General features: G+C 62.4%; 13 protein-coding genes. 5 read left to right on the forward strand and 8 right to left on the reverse strand.

Annotated elements, in window-relative coordinates; translation table 11 throughout:
* Positions 1-139 precede the first annotated feature (139 nt).
* Entirely contained in the window at positions 140-1,054 is a 915-nt protein-coding gene (locus ACUTSC_RS14760) for a LysR family transcriptional regulator (protein WP_445653416.1), read from the reverse strand.
* A 106-nt stretch (positions 1,055-1,160) separates the two neighbouring features.
* Here ACUTSC_RS14760 and ACUTSC_RS14765 point away from each other — a divergent pair, with 106 nt between their 5' ends.
* Complete coding sequence (locus ACUTSC_RS14765; RefSeq protein ID WP_197767084.1) at positions 1,161-1,685, forward strand: NAD(P)H-dependent oxidoreductase; 525 nt, start codon at positions 1,161-1,163, stop codon at positions 1,683-1,685.
* 28 nt (positions 1,686-1,713) lie between these two features.
* Here ACUTSC_RS14765 and treC read toward each other — a convergent pair whose 3' ends face one another.
* From treC to treR, 3 genes are all read right to left on the reverse strand, one after another.
* On the reverse strand, positions 1,714-3,378 hold the full coding sequence (gene treC, locus ACUTSC_RS14770; RefSeq protein ID WP_197767083.1) for an alpha,alpha-phosphotrehalase: 1,665 nt from the start codon (positions 3,376-3,378) through the stop codon (positions 1,714-1,716).
* 197 nt (positions 3,379-3,575) lie between these two features.
* The gene (gene treB / locus ACUTSC_RS14775) at positions 3,576-4,991 is read right to left on the reverse strand and encodes a PTS trehalose transporter subunit IIBC (RefSeq protein WP_445653417.1); all 1,416 of its coding nucleotides are present in this window, start codon (positions 4,989-4,991) and stop codon (positions 3,576-3,578) included.
* A gap of 129 nt (positions 4,992-5,120) precedes the next feature.
* Positions 5,121-6,068: a trehalose operon repressor TreR gene (treR, locus tag ACUTSC_RS14780; RefSeq protein WP_049198762.1), complete on the reverse strand. Its 948-nt coding sequence runs from the start codon at positions 6,066-6,068 to the stop codon at positions 5,121-5,123.
* A 422-nt stretch (positions 6,069-6,490) separates the two neighbouring features.
* Between treR and mgtA the strand changes: the two genes are divergently transcribed.
* The 4 genes from mgtA (at position 6,491) to ACUTSC_RS14800 (ending at position 12,911) form a co-directional block, all read left to right on the forward strand.
* Entirely contained in the window at positions 6,491-9,199 is a 2,709-nt protein-coding gene (gene mgtA, locus ACUTSC_RS14785) for a magnesium-translocating P-type ATPase (RefSeq protein WP_197767082.1), read from the forward strand.
* Between the two features lie 267 nt (positions 9,200-9,466).
* Positions 9,467-11,863: a family 20 glycosylhydrolase gene (locus tag ACUTSC_RS14790; RefSeq protein WP_197767081.1), complete on the forward strand. Its 2,397-nt coding sequence runs from the start codon at positions 9,467-9,469 to the stop codon at positions 11,861-11,863.
* 140 nt (positions 11,864-12,003) lie between these two features.
* The gene (locus ACUTSC_RS14795; RefSeq protein WP_197767080.1) at positions 12,004-12,582 is read left to right on the forward strand and encodes a hypothetical protein; all 579 of its coding nucleotides are present in this window, start codon (positions 12,004-12,006) and stop codon (positions 12,580-12,582) included.
* A 62-nt stretch (positions 12,583-12,644) separates the two neighbouring features.
* Entirely contained in the window at positions 12,645-12,911 is a 267-nt protein-coding gene (locus tag ACUTSC_RS14800) for a hypothetical protein (protein WP_197767079.1), read from the forward strand.
* A 47-nt stretch (positions 12,912-12,958) separates the two neighbouring features.
* Here ACUTSC_RS14800 and ridA read toward each other — a convergent pair whose 3' ends face one another.
* From ridA to ACUTSC_RS14820, 4 genes are all read right to left on the reverse strand, one after another.
* Positions 12,959-13,345: a 2-iminobutanoate/2-iminopropanoate deaminase gene (ridA, locus tag ACUTSC_RS14805; protein WP_004933379.1), complete on the reverse strand. Its 387-nt coding sequence runs from the start codon at positions 13,343-13,345 to the stop codon at positions 12,959-12,961.
* A gap of 157 nt (positions 13,346-13,502) precedes the next feature.
* Positions 13,503-13,967, reverse strand: coding sequence for an aspartate carbamoyltransferase regulatory subunit (gene pyrI, locus ACUTSC_RS14810; RefSeq protein ID WP_038879023.1), 465 nt, complete (start codon positions 13,965-13,967; stop codon positions 13,503-13,505).
* 12 nt (positions 13,968-13,979) lie between these two features.
* Positions 13,980-14,915 (reverse strand): aspartate carbamoyltransferase, encoded by a 936-nt coding sequence (gene pyrB / locus ACUTSC_RS14815; RefSeq protein ID WP_197767078.1) that lies wholly within the window; start codon positions 14,913-14,915, stop codon positions 13,980-13,982.
* Positions 14,916-15,213: 298 nt separating this feature from the next.
* The gene (locus ACUTSC_RS14820) at positions 15,214-16,782 is read right to left on the reverse strand and encodes an ABC transporter substrate-binding protein (protein WP_197767077.1); all 1,569 of its coding nucleotides are present in this window, start codon (positions 16,780-16,782) and stop codon (positions 15,214-15,216) included.
* Between the last annotated feature and the right edge of the window lie 78 nt (positions 16,783-16,860).

Below are 16,860 nucleotides of genomic sequence, written 5' to 3' on the forward strand. Positions count from 1 at the left end.
TGGCGGCGTGTGGATGATTTTGTGGATAACTACTATATATAGGTGTTCGCAATTCTTAATGCACTATATATAGATATTGGCGAGATTCTTTTGATGTAGAACAAGGAAATCGGAAGAGCGTGCGCAAGCTGAACAGTCGTCAATCGCTCACTGGCCGATCGCGAAAATGCGCCAGCAGAAAATCAACCCAGACGCGCACCCGCGGCGGCAGATCCGCCGAGGCGTAATAGAGCCACAGCTGCACCGGGCGCGGCCAGCACTCCGCCAGCACCGGCCGCAGCGTGCCCTGCTCGAAGTGCTTTTCGAGGTACCAGCGCGCCAGGTTGACGATGCCCAGCCCGGCCAGCGCCGCATCCAGCAACATTTCCGGGCGGCTCACCACCAATCGGCCGTTCAGATCCAGCGCCAGCGTTTCGCCCTGATGGCGCAGCTGCCATTTGACGTGGCGGCCGTTGCTGGGGTTGCGGTGCCGCAGGCAGTCGTGCCGCAGCAGGTCGTGCGGCGTTTGCGGTTCACCGCGCCGCGCCAGATAGTCGGGCGACGCCGCCAGCGCCATGTGCATCGGGTAGAGTGGGCGCGCCACCAGCCGGCTGTCGGGATCGACCCGGCTGCCGATGCCGACGTCGAAGCCTTCGCCCACCAGATTCACCACCCGGGCATCCAGCGACAGATCGAGATCGATCTGCGGGTAGCACGCCAGAAATTGCGGGATCAACGGCATCAGCATCTGGCGGCCGAAGCCGGGGATCATCGTGACGCGCACCACCCCGGCCGGCGTCTGCCGTTCGCCACCGGCGCTTTCCAGCGTCGCCGCCAACGCCTGCCACAGCGGCGCCACCTGCGCCAGCAGCGCTTTGCCCTCGTCGGTCAGCAGCACGTTATGGGTGTTGCGCTGAAACAGCCGCAGCGCCAGCTTCTCTTCCAGCGCGCGGATATTTTTGCTGACCGCCGCCGGCGTGACGCCCAGCTGGCGGGCAGCGGCGGAGAAATTTTGCGCCTGCGCGGCGGCGAGGAAGGCCGGCAGCAGGCGGTGCACGTCAAAGGGCAGCGACATAGTGGTTGATACTTTCGGTTGAAATTGAAGTGACCTTGAACAGCCTACACCCGAAGCGGCAGAAATGGAAAAATGCCTCATCTTCTTTACGTTCAAGGAATCCTTTATGTCACGCATTTTAGTGTTAACCGCCCACCGCACCCCCGACGAGTCGCGCATCAACCAGGCGCTGATCGAGGCCGTGCGCCCGCTGCCTAACGTGACCGTGCACGAGCTGATCCGCGCTTACCCGGATTACCGCATCGACGTGGCGCGCGAACAGGAGCTGCTGGAAAGCCACGATGCGGTGGTGATGATGTTCCCGTTTTTCTGGTACAGCTCGCCGGCGATCCTGCGCGAATGGCAGGACGCGGTATTAACCTATGGTTTCGCCTATGGCAGCGAGGGCACCAAACTGCACGGCAAGCCGCTGCAGCTGGTGGTGAGCACCGGCGGCAACGCGCAGGCCTACACGCCGGCAGGCTACAACCGCTATCCGGTGCAGGATCTGCTGCTGCCGTTCCACGCGCTGGCTAACCTGACCGGCATGGATTATCTGCCGCCGCACCTGGTGCAGGGCGTGAGCGACATGAGCGATGAGCAGTTGGCGCAAGCCGCCGCCGGGGTGGTGACGCTGATGGGGACATTGTAGGGCGCAGCGCTCGCCGCGCCCTGCGGGGTCAGTCTTCGAGCAGCCACCACACCGCTTCGAACGGCCGCAGCGTCAGCGCCTGCGGCTGATCCGCCGAGTCGCTGTAGTTGCTCATCAGCGGGCGCCACTGCGCGGAGGCTTCCACGCCCTCCGCCGCCCAGGCCAGCGGTTCGCGGCTCAGGTTGGCCACCACCAGCAGGCGCTGGCCGTTCCAGCTGCGCTGATAGCACCACAGCGCCGGGTGATCCGGCGCCAGATCCTGATAGTCGCCGTGGGTTAGCAGCGGATACTGCTTGCGCAGGATGATCAGCTGGCGGTAGGCGTAAAACACCGAGTCGAGATCGGCCAGCGCCGCGTCGGCGTTGATCTGCGGGTAGTTCTCGGCGCAGCCGATCCACGGCGTGCCGGTGGTGAAACCGGCGTGCGGCGCGGCGCTCCACTGCATCGGCGTGCGGCCGTTGTCGCGCGATTTGTCCGCCAGGATCGCCAGCAGTTCGGCGTCGCTGCGGCCCTGGGCGCTCAGTTCGGCGTACATGTTCAGGCTTTCCACGTCGCGGTACTGCTCGATGGCGCGGAAGCCGGGGTTGGTCATGCCGATCTCTTCACCCTGGTAGATATAAGGCGTGCCCTGCATGCCGTGCAGCACCATCGCCAGCATTTTGGCGGCCGGCATCCGCAGTGCGCCTTCATCGCCGAAGCGCGACACGATGCGCGGCTGATCGTGGTTACACCAGAACAGTGCGTTCCAGGCGCGGTTATGCATCCCTTGCTGCCAGTGGCGGAAGATCTGCTTTAACTCCACGTAATCCGGCGCCGCCCGCGTCCATTTTTCGCCGCCGGCGTAGTCTACCTTCAGGTGGTGGAAGTTGAAGGTCATCGACAGCTCTTCGCCGCTCTGCGCCGCGTACTGCTGGCAATGCTCAAGCGTGGTGGAAGACATCTCGCCCACCGTCATCAGGCCGCGCGGCTGAAACACATCGCGGCTCATCTCCTGCAGGAACTCGTGAATGCGCGGGCCGTCGGTGTAGAAGCGGCGGCCGTCGCCCTGGCTGTCGGACGGGAAGTCCTGCTGTTTGGACACCAGGTTGATCACGTCGAGGCGCAGGCCGTCGACGCCTTTGTCCGCCCAGAACTGACACACTTTCTTCAGCTCTTCGCGCACCGGCGGGTGTTCCCAGTTGAGATCCGCCTGCTCGACGGCAAACAGGTGCAGATAGTACTGGCCGCTTTCGGCGTGCCACTGCCAGGCGTTGCCGCCGAATTTGGAGCGCCAGTTGTTCGGCGGCGTATCCCCCTCGCCGTCGCGCCAGACGTAAAACTGGCGATAAGGGCTGTGGCGATCCTGCGCGGCCTTGAACCATGGATGCTCGGTCGAGGTGTGGTTGAACACCATGTCCATCACGATGCGGATGCCGCGCCGGTGGGCGGCGGCGACCAGCTGCTCGAAGTCCGCCATGGTGCCGTAAGCCGGATCGATGGCGCAGTAGTCCGCCACGTCATAGCCGTTGTCCACCTGCGGCGACACGTAGACCGGCGTCAGCCAGATGGCGTCGACGCCCAGCTCCTGCAGATAGTCCAGCCGCCGGGTCACGCCGGCCAAATCGCCGTAGCCGTTGCCGGTGCTGTCCTGAAAACTCTTCGGATAAATTTGGTAGATGACGCCGTTCTGCCACCAGGGGGTTGGGTTGCTCATAGTTCAATACCTTTGAATCGTGACAACGGGCCTGTACCCTTCATCTTTCAAACTGCAGCGTTGTTGGCTGCTGGCGCTGCACCCCAGTCACTTACTTGAGTAAGCTCCTGGGGATTTGCACCCTTGCCGCCTAGCTACAGCTCGAAAGCTATAGGGTATTTCCAGCCCCTACATTCATGTTGCGTATTTTGCGTCAATTAAACCGGCAGCTCGCCGCGGGCGGCCTTGCGCTTGTAGACCATGATGGTCAGCACCAGCGGGATGACGATCGCCACCAGAATCGCCAGCGAGTAAATCAGCCAGAACTGCGGCTTGATAGACAGGATGCCCGGCAGGCCGCCGACGCCGATGCCGTTGGCCATCACGCCGTCCAGGCCGCAGATAAGGCCTGCGATCGCGGAGCCGATCATCGCGCACAGCATCGGGAAGCGGTATTTGAGGTTGATGCCGTACATCGCCGGTTCGGTCACGCCGAGGTAGGCGGAGATCGCCGCCGGCACCGAAATTTCACGCTCGTTGGCCTTGCGGCTGATGATGATGATGCCGAGCACCGCCGAGGCCTGCGCGATGTTGGACAGCGCAATCAGCGGCCATACCGGGGTGCCGCCCATGCTCTGGATCATCTGCATGTCGATGGCCAGCGTGGTCTGGTGCACGCCGGTGATCACCAGCGGCGCATACAGGAAGCCGAACAGCGCGGCGCCCACCGGGGCGAAGCTGCCGGTCATCACCGCTTTCACCGCCCAGGCGACGCCGTCGCCGATCATGCGGCCGAACGGCCCGATCAGCGCGTGCGCCAGGAACACCGCCAGCAGCAGCGAAACCACCGGCACCACCACCAGATAGAGATAGTCGGGGACGATCTTTTTCAGCCGGGTTTCGATCCAGCCCAGCGCCATGCCCGCCAGGATCGACGGGATCACCTGCGCCTGATAGCCGACTTTCTGGATCACGAACCAGCCGAAGTTCCACACTTCCGGCGTTTGCTGGCCGAGCAGGTAGGAGTTCATCAACTGCGGCGACACCAGGGTGACGTCCAGCACGATGCCGAGCACCGGCGTGCCGCCCATCTTTTTCACCGTCGACCAGCAGATGGCCACCGGCAGGAACATGAAGATCGCTTCACCCAGCAGCCACAGGAAGTCGTAAACGGTTTTCCACGCCGGGTGCATCTGCGCCAGCGTTTGGCCGCCGGACATCGGGATGTCGCCGATCACGTTGCGGAAGCCGAGGATCAGACCGCCGCTGATCAGCGCCGGCAGCAGCGGGAAGAAGATCTCGGCGAAGTGGGAGATGGTGCGCTCGGTCCAGGTCATGTTCTGGCGCGCGGCCACCTTGGCCTGTTCTTTGTCGGCCTCGTTGACGCCGGTGCTGGCGATCAGCGCCTGATAGTAGTCGCCGACGTCGGTGCCGATCACCACCTGGAACTGCCCGGCGTTGGTGAAGCAACCTTTGACCATCGGCAGCTCTTCGATTTCTTTGGGGCTGGCCTTGCTGGGGTCATTGAGGACGAAACGCAACCGGGTAATGCAATGGCTGACGGTGGCGATATTCTCGCGGCCGCCGACCAAAACAATCAGGCGGTCAATATCCTGCTGTTTTACTTTGCTCATTATGGGATACCTGCAGAGGTGTTGACTGAGTAATGATCAAAGCTTAGTCACTCGGCTTTTTTAATGGAATGGGAACGTTCCCGGTTTGGGGTGAGGATCACAAAATGACAAAAAATGGTCGCTTTTTAATCAGGAAAGTTTGCTGGGCACCACCAGGCGGCGGATCCCCTGTTCGCCGCTGAGCTGCGCCAGCAGCTGCTGCGCCGCCAGCAGGCCGGCGCTGCCGTAGCCGAACTCGACCGACAGGGTATCGGGGAACAGGAAGCTGAGCAGCGGGGTGTTGCCGATGGCGCATACCTGAATGGCGCGCGCCGGCTGCTGCTGCAGGTATTTGATCGCCCCCAGGGCGATGCTGTCGGAGGCGCAGATCAGCGCGCTGGTGTGCGAGTCGATCACCTCGGCGGCGTGCTGGAAACCGCTCTGGTAGCTCAGCTCGCCCAGCGTGGCGCGCGGCGTGAGCTTGAGGCGTTCACAGGCGTCGAGGTAGGCCTGATAGCGGCGCTGGCCGGTGGTGGCGTCGCTGAGCTGCACCCCCAGATAGCCGATATGCCGGTGCCCTTGCCGGTACAGGCGATCCATCAGCAGGTTCACCGCGCCGGCGTCGTCGTAGCAGACGGACGAGAAGCCGTCGTATTCGCGCACCATCACCACCATTTTTTCCTGCCACGGTTTGAGCATCGCCGCGGTCAGGCCGGTGAAGCCGAACAGGATCACCCCGTCGACGTTGCGCTGGCGCAGCACGTGCAGGTGCTCCTGCACCAGGCGGGTTTCGAACTGGCTCTCCATCACGATCGGGTCGAAGCCCTGCTGATACAGCAGCGGCAGCATGGTGCGCACCGCCTGGTTTTCCGACGGTGAATCGAGACGGGAAACGATGATGCCTACCACCTTGTCGCTCTGGCCGCGCATGGCGCGCGCCGACTTGGAGGGGGTAAACCCTTGCTGACGGATCACCGCTTCCACCCGTTCGCGGGTTTGCGGGCTCACGCTGCCTTCATTGTTCAGCACGCGTGAGACGGTGGATTTGCCTACGCCGCTCAGGCGTGCGATGTCCTTGATGGTCAGCCGGTTTTGCATGGTTTACTTTTCGTTGAAGTGGACAGGCGTAACATAACGGCCTGTAAAACAATGCCCGTCAGCATAGCTCATTTTCCCACGCGGATCTTGAGGCAAAACGGGATTGTGACATTGCGATGAACGGCCGCTCCTGCCGCTCTGTTTTTCCCTTTACCGGAGGTTATACCCCATATGGACCCCGACCCGACTGCTTTAGACACTCACTCGGTTCACCGGTAAAACCTCTCCGCCTGGCGCTGCTGTTTTACCGGTGAAGTACATCACGGTAACCGGTGGCGCGCGCTTCGTCGTTCGCTCCTGCTGCTGAAAAAGAATAAGGATCTGCGTTGGCAGAGGCTTTTTGGCGTGCCCGCCATCCGCCCGGCCGGTGACGATCCCCGTTTACCCGCTGCCGTGAGGCACCGGGCGACGAGGTGCGAACCATGAAACTGAAAAAACTCCCCCGTCAGCTGCTGGGCCTGTTCGCCCGCGGCCTTCCGCGCCGTTTGGTGCGCCGCGACAGCCTGCTGGACGGCGTCGGCGGCGCTGTGCGCGATATGCCGGCTGGCCTGGCGCAGCAGCGGCTGGCATGCGCCGCCGCAGAGACGATGCAGCTGTTTGAGCGTTTTCACAGCCACCCGGAAGGCATCACCGCCCATGAGGCGGAGCAGGTGCGCCGGCGCTGCGGCGAGAACGTCATCGACGATCAGCAGAAAGAGGCCTGGTGGCAGCACCTCTGGCACTGCTACCGCAACCCGTTCAACCTGCTGCTGACCGCGCTCGGCATGATCTCTTATGCCACCGAGGATCTGACCGGCGCCTTGGTGATCGCACTGATGGTGCTGATCTCCACGCTGCTGAACTTCATCCAGGAGGCGCGCTCCAACCGGGCGGCCGACGCGCTGAAGGCCATGGTGAGCAACACCGCCACGGTGATCCGCAGCGATGCGCTCACCGGCAAGAGCGAGCACGTGGAGCTGCCAATCGCGCAGCTGGTGCCGGGCGATATCATCAAGCTGGCGGCCGGCGACATGATCCCGGCGGATCTGCGCGTGCTGTCGGCCAAGGATCTGTTCATCAGCCAGGCAGCGCTGACCGGCGAATCGCTGCCGGTGGAAAAATCCGCGGCGCCGCAGGCGTTGGCGGCCGATCCGCTCGACTGCCGGAACCTGTGCTTCATGGGCACCAACGTGGTCAGCGGCACCGCGCTGGCGATGGTGATCGGCACCGGCGGCGGCACCTATTTCGGCCAGCTGGCGCAGCGCGTCACCAGCCAGGATGAGCAGCCGAACGCCTTCCAGAGCGGCATCAGCAAGGTCAGCTGGCTGCTGATCCGCTTTATGCTGGTGATGACGCCGATCGTGCTGCTGATCAACGGCTATACCAAGGGCGACTGGTGGGAAGCGGCGCTGTTCGCGCTGTCGGTGGCGGTCGGGCTGACGCCGGAAATGCTGCCTATGATCGTCACCTCGACGCTGGCCAAAGGGGCGGTGAAACTGTCGCGCCAGAAGGTGATCGTCAAACGCCTGGACGCCATCCAGAACTTCGGCGCCATGGACATTCTGTGCACCGACAAGACCGGCACCCTGACCCAAGACAAGATCGTACTGGAGCGCCATACCGACGTGTTCGGCGCCAGCAGCGAGCGGGTGCTGCGCTACGCCTGGCTGAACAGCTTCTACCAGACCGGGCTGAAAAACCTGCTCGACGTGGCGGTGCTGAGCTGCGCGGAGCAAAATCAGCAGCCGGAAGCGCTGCAGCACTACCGCAAGGTGGATGAGATCCCGTTCGACTTTGTGCGCCGCCGCATGTCGGTGGTGGTGGCGAAAGACAACGAGTATCACGAGCTGGTGTGCAAGGGCGCGCTGGAAGAGATGCTGGCGATTTGCAGCCACGTGCGCCACGAAGACGAGGTGATCCCGCTCAGCGAGGCGCTGCTGGCGCGCATTCGCCGCATCACCGACGATCTCAACCAGCAGGGGCTGCGGGTGGTGGCAGTGGCCAACAAGATCCTGCCGGCGCAAACCCACGAATACGGCGTGGCGGACGAGTCGGATCTGATCCTCGAAGGCTACGTCGCCTTCCTCGATCCGCCGAAGGAGAGCACCGCGCCGGCGCTGGCGGCGCTGAAACAGAACGGCGTCACGGTGAAGATCCTCACCGGCGACAACGAGCTGGTGGCCGCCAAAGTGTGCCGGGACGTCGGGCTGGCGGCCGAGCACCTGCTGCGCGGTAGCGAGATCGAGCAGATGGACGACGAGCAGCTGGCGCAGGCGGCGGCGCGCACCACGGTGTTCGCCAAGCTGACGCCGCTGCACAAAGAGCGCATCGTCAAACTGCTGCGGCGCCAGGGGCACGTGGTGGGCTTTATGGGCGACGGCATCAACGACGCGCCGGCGCTGCGCGCGGCCGATATCGGCATCTCCGTCGATTCGGCGGTGGACATCGCCAAGGAAGCGGCGGACATCATCCTGCTGGAAAAAAGCCTGATGGTGCTGGAGCAGGGGGTGATCGAAGGGCGCCGTACCTTCGCCAACATGCTGAAATACATCAAGATGACCGCCAGCTCCAACTTCGGTAACGTGTTCAGCGTGCTGATCGCCAGCGCCTTCCTGCCGTTCCTGCCGATGCTGCCGCTGCACCTGTTGATTCAGAACCTGATGTACGACATCTCGCAGATCGCCATCCCGTTCGATAACGTCGACGACGATCAGATCACCCAGCCGCAGCGCTGGAACTCCGCCGATCTGGGGCGGTTTATGGTGTTCTTTGGGCCGATCAGCTCGATCTTCGACGTGCTGACCTTCTGCCTGATGTGGTGGGTGTTCAAGGCCAATACGCCGGAAATGCAGACGCTGTTCCAGTCCGGCTGGTTCGTGGAAGGGCTGTTGTCGCAAACGCTGATCGTGCACATGATCCGCACGCGCAAAATTCCGTTTATCCAGAGCCGCCCATCCTGGCCGCTGTGCATCATGACGCTGGCGGTGATCGCCACCGGCATCGGCCTGGTGTTCTCGCCGCTGGCCGGCTTCCTGCAGCTGCAGGCGCTGCCGCTCGCCTACTTCCCGTGGCTGGTGCTGATCCTCGCCGGTTACATGGTGCTGACCCAGTGCGTGAAAGGCTGGTTCGTGCGCCGCTACGGCTGGCAATAACCCGTTCGCCCCCTCCGGCCGGGAGGGGGCAACTGTGATCCCGTCCGCTTTTTCACCGCAACGGTTGGACATCTGTTCTGTGCTGAGTCTTTATCTACAGCGTTGGCTGTTTTTCCCTGCGCCTTTCAAGCCACCGCGTTGTTGGCTGTACGCCCGCCCCCCAGTGACTTAGCAGACCTAAGCGCCTGGGGATGCGGGCGCTTGCCGCCTAGCGGTGGTTTGAAATTCATTGGGGATATTTTGTTTTTTTCCTCTGAGGAATTTCCGATGCACAGACCTTTCCGTTATACGCTACTGGCTTCATCGTTATGGTTTTCTTGCGGCGCGTTGGCGCAGCCGGCCGGCGATCTGCCGCTGATGCCCTGGCCGCAGCAGGTGGACGTGACGCAACCGGCGGGCAAGCTGATTTTGGATCACCAGTTGTCGTTAAGCGTCCAGGGTGACGACTTGGGCGACGTGCTGCCGCGCTGGCGCCAGCGCATCGAACTGCAGACCGGCTGGACGCTGGCACCGGCGGTTGAAGCGAAGGGCGGCGCGGCGATCAAGGTGGTGATCAAGGACCGGGTGGCGGCGCTGCCGCTGCCGGGCAGCGACGAAAGTTACCGGCTGGCGGTCACGCCGCAGGGCGCCACGCTGACCGCCAACACTCGCTTCGGCGCGCTGCGCGGCATGGAGACCCTGCTGCAGCTGCTGCAGACCGACGGGCAAAACACCTTCCTGCCGCTGGTGGATATCCGCGACGTGCCGCGCTTCCCGTGGCGCGGCGTCTTGTTGGATTCGGCGCGCCATTTCCTGCCGCTGCCGGACATTCTCCGCCAGCTCGACGGGATGGCGGCGGCCAAGCTTAACGTGTTCCACTGGCACCTGACCGACGATCAGGGCTGGCGCTTCGCCTCCGAGCATTACCCCAAACTGCAACAGCAGGCCAGCGACGGCCAGTTCTACACCCGCGAGCAGATGCGGCAGGTAGTGGCTTACGCCACGGCGCGCGGCATTCGCGTGGTGCCGGAGATCGACATGCCGGGGCACGCCTCCAGCATCGCGGTGGCCTATCCCGACCTGATGAGCGCGCCGGGGCCGTATCGCATGGAGCGCGAGTGGGGCGTGCATAAGCCGACGCTCGATCCGACCCGCGACGAGGTGTATCAGTTTGTCGACACGATCGTCGGCGAGCTGGCGGCGATCTTCCCCGATCCTTATCTGCACATCGGCGGTGACGAGGTGGACGCCAGCCAGTGGCGGGCGTCGCCGTCGATTCAGGCGTTTATGCAGAAGAACGGGCTGGCGGATACCCATGCGCTGCAGGCCTACTTCAACCAGAAGCTGGAAAAGATCCTCGAGAAGCACCAGCGGCAGATGGTCGGCTGGGACGAGATCTACCATCCGTCGCTGCCGCGTTCGATCGTCATTCAATCCTGGCAGGGGCAAGACTCGCTGGGCGCCAGTGCGCAGGACGGCTATCAGGGCATTCTCTCCACCGGTTTCTATCTCGATCAGCCGCAAAGCACCGCCTATCACTACCGCAATGAAATTCTGCCGCAGCCGCTGGGGATCGAGACGGCGGTGCAGCCCGGCGAGCAGGCGCAAAGCTGGCGCTTCAGCATGCCGCGTCTGAAGGGCAGCGCGGTGGAGGGCAGCTTCACGCTGATCGAGGGCAAGCAGGGCTGGCGCGGCTTTATCGATTTCAACGGCAAGTCGCGCCGCGCGGTGCACGACATCGTCTGGCGCACGCCGCAGCAGGTGACGTTCCGCGTCGATACCTGGATGGGCGACACGCGGCCGGTGTTCACGCTGCAGCAGGACAAGCTCAGCGGCTATACGCTGGTCGGCAACGTGCGCTATCCCACCCAGGGCGACAAACTGGCGGCGGTGCCGGCGGGCAAGATGCCGGTGGTGCCGGACGAAAAAGGGCAGGCCAACATTCTCGGCGGTGAAGCGGCGCTGTGGGCGGAAAACGTGCGCGCGCCGCTGCTCGATCTCAAGCTGTGGCCGCGCGCCTTCGCGGTGGCGGAGCGGCTGTGGTCGGCGCAGGACGTCACCGACGAAAGCAGCATGTACCGGCGGTTGGCGGCGATCGACGCCTGGTCGGTGGTGTCGGTCGGCCTGCAGCAGCACGCGGAAACGGCGCGCGAATTCACCCGGCTGAGCAACAGCGTGCAGATCCTGCCGCTGCAGATCCTGGCCGAGGCGGTGGAGCCGGCGCAGTATTACACCCGCCAGCATTTGAAGTTCCAGGCCGGCAACTATCACCAGTTCGAACCGCTGAACCGCTTTGCCGATGCGCTGCCGCCGGAGAGCGGCGCGGTGCGCGACATGCATGCCCAGGTCGCGGCCTTGTTGAAGGATAAGCGCGATAAGGCGGCGGCGCAGGCGCTGCGCGAACGGCTGCAGCGCTGGCAGGCGAACGGCGCGGCATTGCAGATGGCGATCGCGGGCAACCGCACGCTGCGCGATCTGGCGCCGGTGGCGCAGGACGTCGATGCTTTGGCCACGCTGGGCTTAACGCTGCTGGATCGCCATCAGCAGGGCAAACCGCTGAGCCGGGCCGAGGCCGAGCAAGCGCTGCACCGGCTGGATGCGGCGGCGCAGACGCGCGACGAAGTGGTGATTGCGGCGGTGTACCCGCTGGAGGCGCTGCTGCGCGGGATGCAAACGGCGCCGTAAGGAGGGGGGCGAAGAAACTGCGGGGCGTATTCCATATCTCGACATTGCGATGTGGTTGAAAGAGCAGAAATGACGGGCTGGTTGTAAAATCCAGCCCGATTTGTTCATTCAATACGGTTTACGCATTCAAGGGATTGATAATGCGGCATGTTTTTAATGTCCGATTGATTGGAGAAGGCGCACTGGCTGCAACCAATGACCTCTTTGCTGAGGCCGGGTATGGTGTCCGGGTGCAAATGATGAATGCTGAAGATTTTGAGTGGTGCGTTGCGTTAGCTCGCCAACAACCCGCAGAACGCCGTATTCCCTGGGAGTTGAATGGCGCCGCGTTGGGCGATCCTGACGGCTTTATGTTTAGCTTTAAGATACAGGGCATCGATGACCGGCCGGCCGGCGCCTGTCTCTGCCGGTTTTGTCCGGCTGCAGGCGAGCATCTGGCGATGTTAAATATTGAGATGCTGCAGAATTTTCGTATTAGAGACTCGAGCCTTGATGGCAATACGCTACGTTTTGCGCTCTATGTCGCCGTGCTCTTTATGGTGGATACGGCATGCGCAGGTTTGCGCTTAATATCGCCGATTAATACGGAGTTGGCTGATTATTATATAAATCATCATCATTTTGTCGACCTCACCGGGGGGCTCAAACAGATACTTTATCGAGACGCTGAGGCGCTTTTCCTGTGGTTCCAGGAAGGTTTTTCGCCGCCGGCCTCATAATTGAAGGTGGGTGAAATTTGCGCAATAATGGCGAAATGCCGGTAGGGTCACAGGAGGTTCGCATGGTGATAAAGTCAACAAAACGTCAGGTAACAAAACCTGCCTCTTATGAGCTGAAGGTGTATAAATTCGGCATGGAAGGTGTAGATGCAGTGAACACCTATACATCTGAACAGATTGACCGCATAACGCCTCGCGGCAAACCGATTACGGCTTCGCGAGAAGAGGTTATCGCCGTTTTAAAACAGGCGGTTAAACAGGTTAACGTTTCATCCTCTCCGGCTGCTGAAACTCTGGGCTGTGTCCGGCGGCGCCAGGCATTCAAGTAATGTAAAAACGGCCAGCCGAAGCTGACCGTCATTCGCGAGCGTGTCGATTAACGACGCACGGCGATGGCTTCGATTTCGATCTTCACGTCTTTCGGCAGACGCGCCACTTCTACACAGGAGCGGGCCGGGAACGGCGCGCTGTGCTCGGTGAAGAAGGCTTCGTACGCGGCGTTGACGGTGGCGAAGTCGTTCAGGTCTTTCACGAACACGGTGGTTTTCACGATGTCGGCAACGATCAGGCCGGCGGCTTCGACGATCGCTTTGACGTTCTCCAGCGACTGGCGCGCCTGAGCGGCCACGTCGTCGGCAACGGCGCCGGTTTTCGGATCGACCGGGATCTGGCCGGAAGTGATGATCATGCTGCCCAGATCAACGCCCTGTACGTAAGGACCAATGGCTGCCGGGGCGAGTTCAGTGCTGATGTTACGTGACATGTTTTCTCCTGATAGACCCGTTGTCTTTCACGCCGCCGCGCGGTCGGCCGCAGCTTGAAATTCGGTGGGTAGCAACGTGGGTAGAGTTATTTTCAGGCATCCATTATAGGGAGTGACGCGCAGATTAACAGCGCCGCTCCCGCTAAAAGGGCAGAATTCAGTCGGCCTGCAACACCACCTGATGCTCGAACTCTTTCTCGCAGTAGCGGCACTTCAGGTGCACTTCGCCGTCGCGCGGCTTCACGCTGAAGCTCGACGCCACCGGCTCGCTGCGGCTGATGCAGTTGCTGTTCGGGCAGGTCAGCACGCCGTCGATGTGATCCGGCAGGCTGAGGGTCAGTTTGCGCACCACTTCATAGTTATCGATGCGGTTTACCGTGGCCTTCGGCGCATACATCGCCAGCTGGTTGGCCTGCTGCTCGGTCAGGAAGGTGTTCTCGATCTTGATCAGATCTTTGCGGCCCAGCTCGTTGGAGGGCAGGTTCAGGCCGATGGTGATGCGCTGGTCGGTGGCGGTCAGCTTGAACAGCGTCAGCAGTTTGAACCCGATCTGCGCCGGAATGTGGTCGATCACCGTGCCGCATTTGATCGCTTCGACCTGCAGTTTATTGTCGTGAGTCATGGCGGTTCCCCCTTAAAGAGCAAAATCTGCGTTAAGCACCAGCGCCAGCAGCGCCTGGCGGGCGAAGATGCCGTTGCCCGCCTGCTGGAAGTAGTAAGCGTACGGCGTTTTATCCACGTCGGTGGCGATCTCGTCGATGCGCGGCAGCGGGTGCAGCACCTTGAGGTTGGCGCGCGCGCCGGCCAGATCCGCAGCGCGCAGGACGAACTGCGCCTTCACGTTGGCGTACTCGGAAGGATCGAGGCGCTCTTTCTGTACCCGGGTCATGTAGAGAATATCCAGCTCCGGCACCACTTCTTCAATGCTGCTGTGCAGGCTGTACTCGATGCCTTTCTCTTCCAGCATTTTCAGGATGTAGGCCGGCATCGCCAGCGCGTCCGGGGCGATGAAGTAGAAGCGGTTGCCTTCGAACTTGGCCAGCGCCTGGGTGAGCGAGTGCACGGTGCGGCCGTACTTCAGGTCGCCGACCATGGCGATGCTGAGGTTGCTCAGGCGGCCCTGGGTTTCCTGGATGGTGAACAGATCCAGCAGGGTCTGGGTCGGGTGCTGGTTGGCGCCGTCGCCGGCGTTGAGCACCGGTACGTTGCCGGAGAATTCAGCGGCCATGCGCGCCGCGCCTTCCTGCGGATGACGCATCACGATGGCGTCCACGTAGGTGCTGATCACCGAGATGGTGTCGGCCAGGGTTTCGCCTTTCTTGCCGAGCGAGGTGTTGCTGCCGTCGGCGAAGCCCACCACCGAAGCGCCGAGGCGGTGCATCGAGGTTTCGAACGACAGGCGGGTACGGGTCGAGGCTTCGAAGAAGCAGCTGGCGATCACCTTGTGTTTCAACAGTTCCGGCTGCGGGTTGGCTTTCAGACCGGCGGCGGTGCGCAGCACCAGCTCCAGATCCTCGCGGCTGAGATCGTTAATAGAGATGATGTGTTTGTGATACAGCGGGTTGGCCATTTTTCACTCCTCCTCGACGCGTGCCCGTGGCGCGGGACTTTGGGATATTCTCAAGGCAAAAAAAAGCCCCTCAATGAGGGGCTTGAAACGATCGGTTTAGCAACAGGAGAAACAACGGCAGCTGGCCGCCGATAGGCAGTCGGTTTTGTCGATTGTGGCTAACAAAACAAACGTCGTTTTTCATGCTTTCTCCTGGCAAATTGTGGCGCATTATACTCGCGCTTTTCGCCACTGCAAGCGCTAAAACGCCGTTTTTTGCCGCCCCGCAATCGATTGGCCGGCGATAGCCGCCCGCCGGCTATTTGTTGACGCGATCGTAGTAGACCATGTCGGCGTTCAGCCCCTGCTGGTAGCCTTTGACGTTGTCGCGCAGCACCACTTCGGTTTTGGCCTGATCGATAAACACGTAAGGCGAACTGCGCTGCAGTTCCTGCTGCATGGCGGTGTACAGCGCGCGGCGCTTGGCCGGATCGGCTTCGGCCAGCGCCGCCAGCGTCTGCTGGTTCAACTGCGGGATCTGCCAGCCGTTCAGTCCGGCTACCGTGCTGCTTTTGCCGTCGTTGTAGGCGAAGGCGCTGGCGTTGGAGTGGGCGTCGAAGTAATCCGGGATCCACAGGCGGATCGCCGCCTGATGCTGCCTGGCGCGCACGCGGGAGTAAACCTGGCTGCCCGCCGCCGGCAGCAGCTCGACCTTCACGCCGGCGGCGGCGAAGCTGCCCTGCAGCGCCTGCGCGATGGTGATGAACGGCGGCTTGTTTTCTACGTCCAGCGTAAAGGCGGCGTGGGTGATGCCCGCTTTGGCCAGAATGGCTTTTGCCTTGGCCGGATCGTAGCTGAACGGGTTGGTCTCCAGCGCGCCCGGCAGCCCGACCGGCAGGAAGCTCTGGTGCACGAAGTATTGGCCCTTCAGCAGATCCTTCGTGATGCCCTGATAATCCACCAGGTAGCGCGCCGCTTCCCAGAAGGCCGGGTTGCTCAGCAGCGGATTGGCGCCGTTGCCGGTGTTGAACACCAGGTAGTTTTGCTCGGCGGACGGGAGCTCCAGCACCTTGACGCCCGGCTGGTTCTTCAGCGTGTCGGTCTGATCGGCGCCCAGTTCGCGGGCGATATCGGCGTCGCCCTGCTGGATCAGCAGGCGGCGGGTGGCCGGATCCGGCACGTTTTTAATGATGATATTTTTCAGCTGCGGCTTGTCGCCCGGCGTGGTGGGGTTGGCGTCCAGCACGATCGCCTGATGCGGCTGATAGACGCGCATCTTGAACGGGCCGCTGCCGGCGGAGTGCATTTTCAGCCAGGCGTTGCCGAAGTCGCCGTCTTTGACGTTGGCCAGCGCCGCCTTGCTGTCGACGATCGAGGCGATCGGCGTCGAGAGGATATTCAGCGCCACCGCCGGGCTGACGTCCGCCGTCCAGCGCAGCTGCACGGTATGTTCGTCGATCTTCTTCAGCTGCGCGTCGATGTTGTCCGGCTGCCAGCCGAGCACGTTGAGGATGAACGCCGGCGACTTGTTCATTTTGACCGCGCGGCTGTAAGAGAAGATCACGTCGTCGGCGGTGAGCGGGTTGCCGGAGGCGAACGCCGCCTGCGGCCGCAGTTTCACCGTCAGCGTTTTGGCCGCCGCATCGCCCTGCCAGCTTTCCGCCAGCACCGGCGCTACCTTGGCCGGATCGTCGCGATCCGCCTGCACCAGCCGCTGATACAGGCTGGGCACCGTCTGGATGCTGGAGAGTTCGTTGGCTTCCGCCGGATCGAGGCTGACGATGTCATCCAGCGATTGCACCACCACCAGCGTATTCGGCGGCGTGGCGGCTAACGCGGCGGCGGGCAGGGCGGCGAGCAGGAACAGCGGCAAGAGTTTGGCTTTCATCGGTGTGTATCCCCTGAAGGCGCCGCAAGGCGACGCTGAGAACGGTTTGTTATCGTTGGTTTTTACGGCGCGAGCGCC

The organism is Serratia sp. TSA_105.2, from assembly GCF_052692115.1.

What these genes read in the sequence shown, in the direction of transcription:
- treB (WP_445653417.1), bottom strand. Translation starts at nt 4,991, where the DNA reads ATGAGCAAAGTAAAACAGCAGGATATTGACCGCCTGATTGTTTTGGTC.
- treR (WP_049198762.1), bottom strand. Translation starts at nt 6,068, where the DNA reads ATGCAAAACCGGCTGACCATCAAGGACATCGCACGCCTGAGCGGCGTA.
- ACUTSC_RS14795 (WP_197767080.1), top strand. Translation starts at nt 12,004, where the DNA reads ATGCGGCATGTTTTTAATGTCCGATTGATTGGAGAAGGCGCACTGGCT.
- ACUTSC_RS14760 (WP_445653416.1), bottom strand. Translation starts at nt 1,054, where the DNA reads ATGTCGCTGCCCTTTGACGTGCACCGCCTGCTGCCGGCCTTCCTCGCC.
- treC (WP_197767083.1), bottom strand. Translation starts at nt 3,378, where the DNA reads ATGAGCAACCCAACCCCCTGGTGGCAGAACGGCGTCATCTACCAAATT.
- ACUTSC_RS14765 (WP_197767084.1), top strand. Translation starts at nt 1,161, where the DNA reads ATGTCACGCATTTTAGTGTTAACCGCCCACCGCACCCCCGACGAGTCG.
- ridA (WP_004933379.1), bottom strand. Translation starts at nt 13,345, where the DNA reads ATGTCACGTAACATCAGCACTGAACTCGCCCCGGCAGCCATTGGTCCT.
- ACUTSC_RS14820 (WP_197767077.1), bottom strand. Translation starts at nt 16,782, where the DNA reads ATGAAAGCCAAACTCTTGCCGCTGTTCCTGCTCGCCGCCCTGCCCGCC.
- ACUTSC_RS14790 (WP_197767081.1), top strand. Translation starts at nt 9,467, where the DNA reads ATGCACAGACCTTTCCGTTATACGCTACTGGCTTCATCGTTATGGTTT.
- ACUTSC_RS14800 (WP_197767079.1), top strand. Translation starts at nt 12,645, where the DNA reads ATGGTGATAAAGTCAACAAAACGTCAGGTAACAAAACCTGCCTCTTAT.
- pyrB (WP_197767078.1), bottom strand. Translation starts at nt 14,915, where the DNA reads ATGGCCAACCCGCTGTATCACAAACACATCATCTCTATTAACGATCTC.
- mgtA (WP_197767082.1), top strand. Translation starts at nt 6,491, where the DNA reads ATGAAACTGAAAAAACTCCCCCGTCAGCTGCTGGGCCTGTTCGCCCGC.
- pyrI (WP_038879023.1), bottom strand. Translation starts at nt 13,967, where the DNA reads ATGACTCACGACAATAAACTGCAGGTCGAAGCGATCAAATGCGGCACG.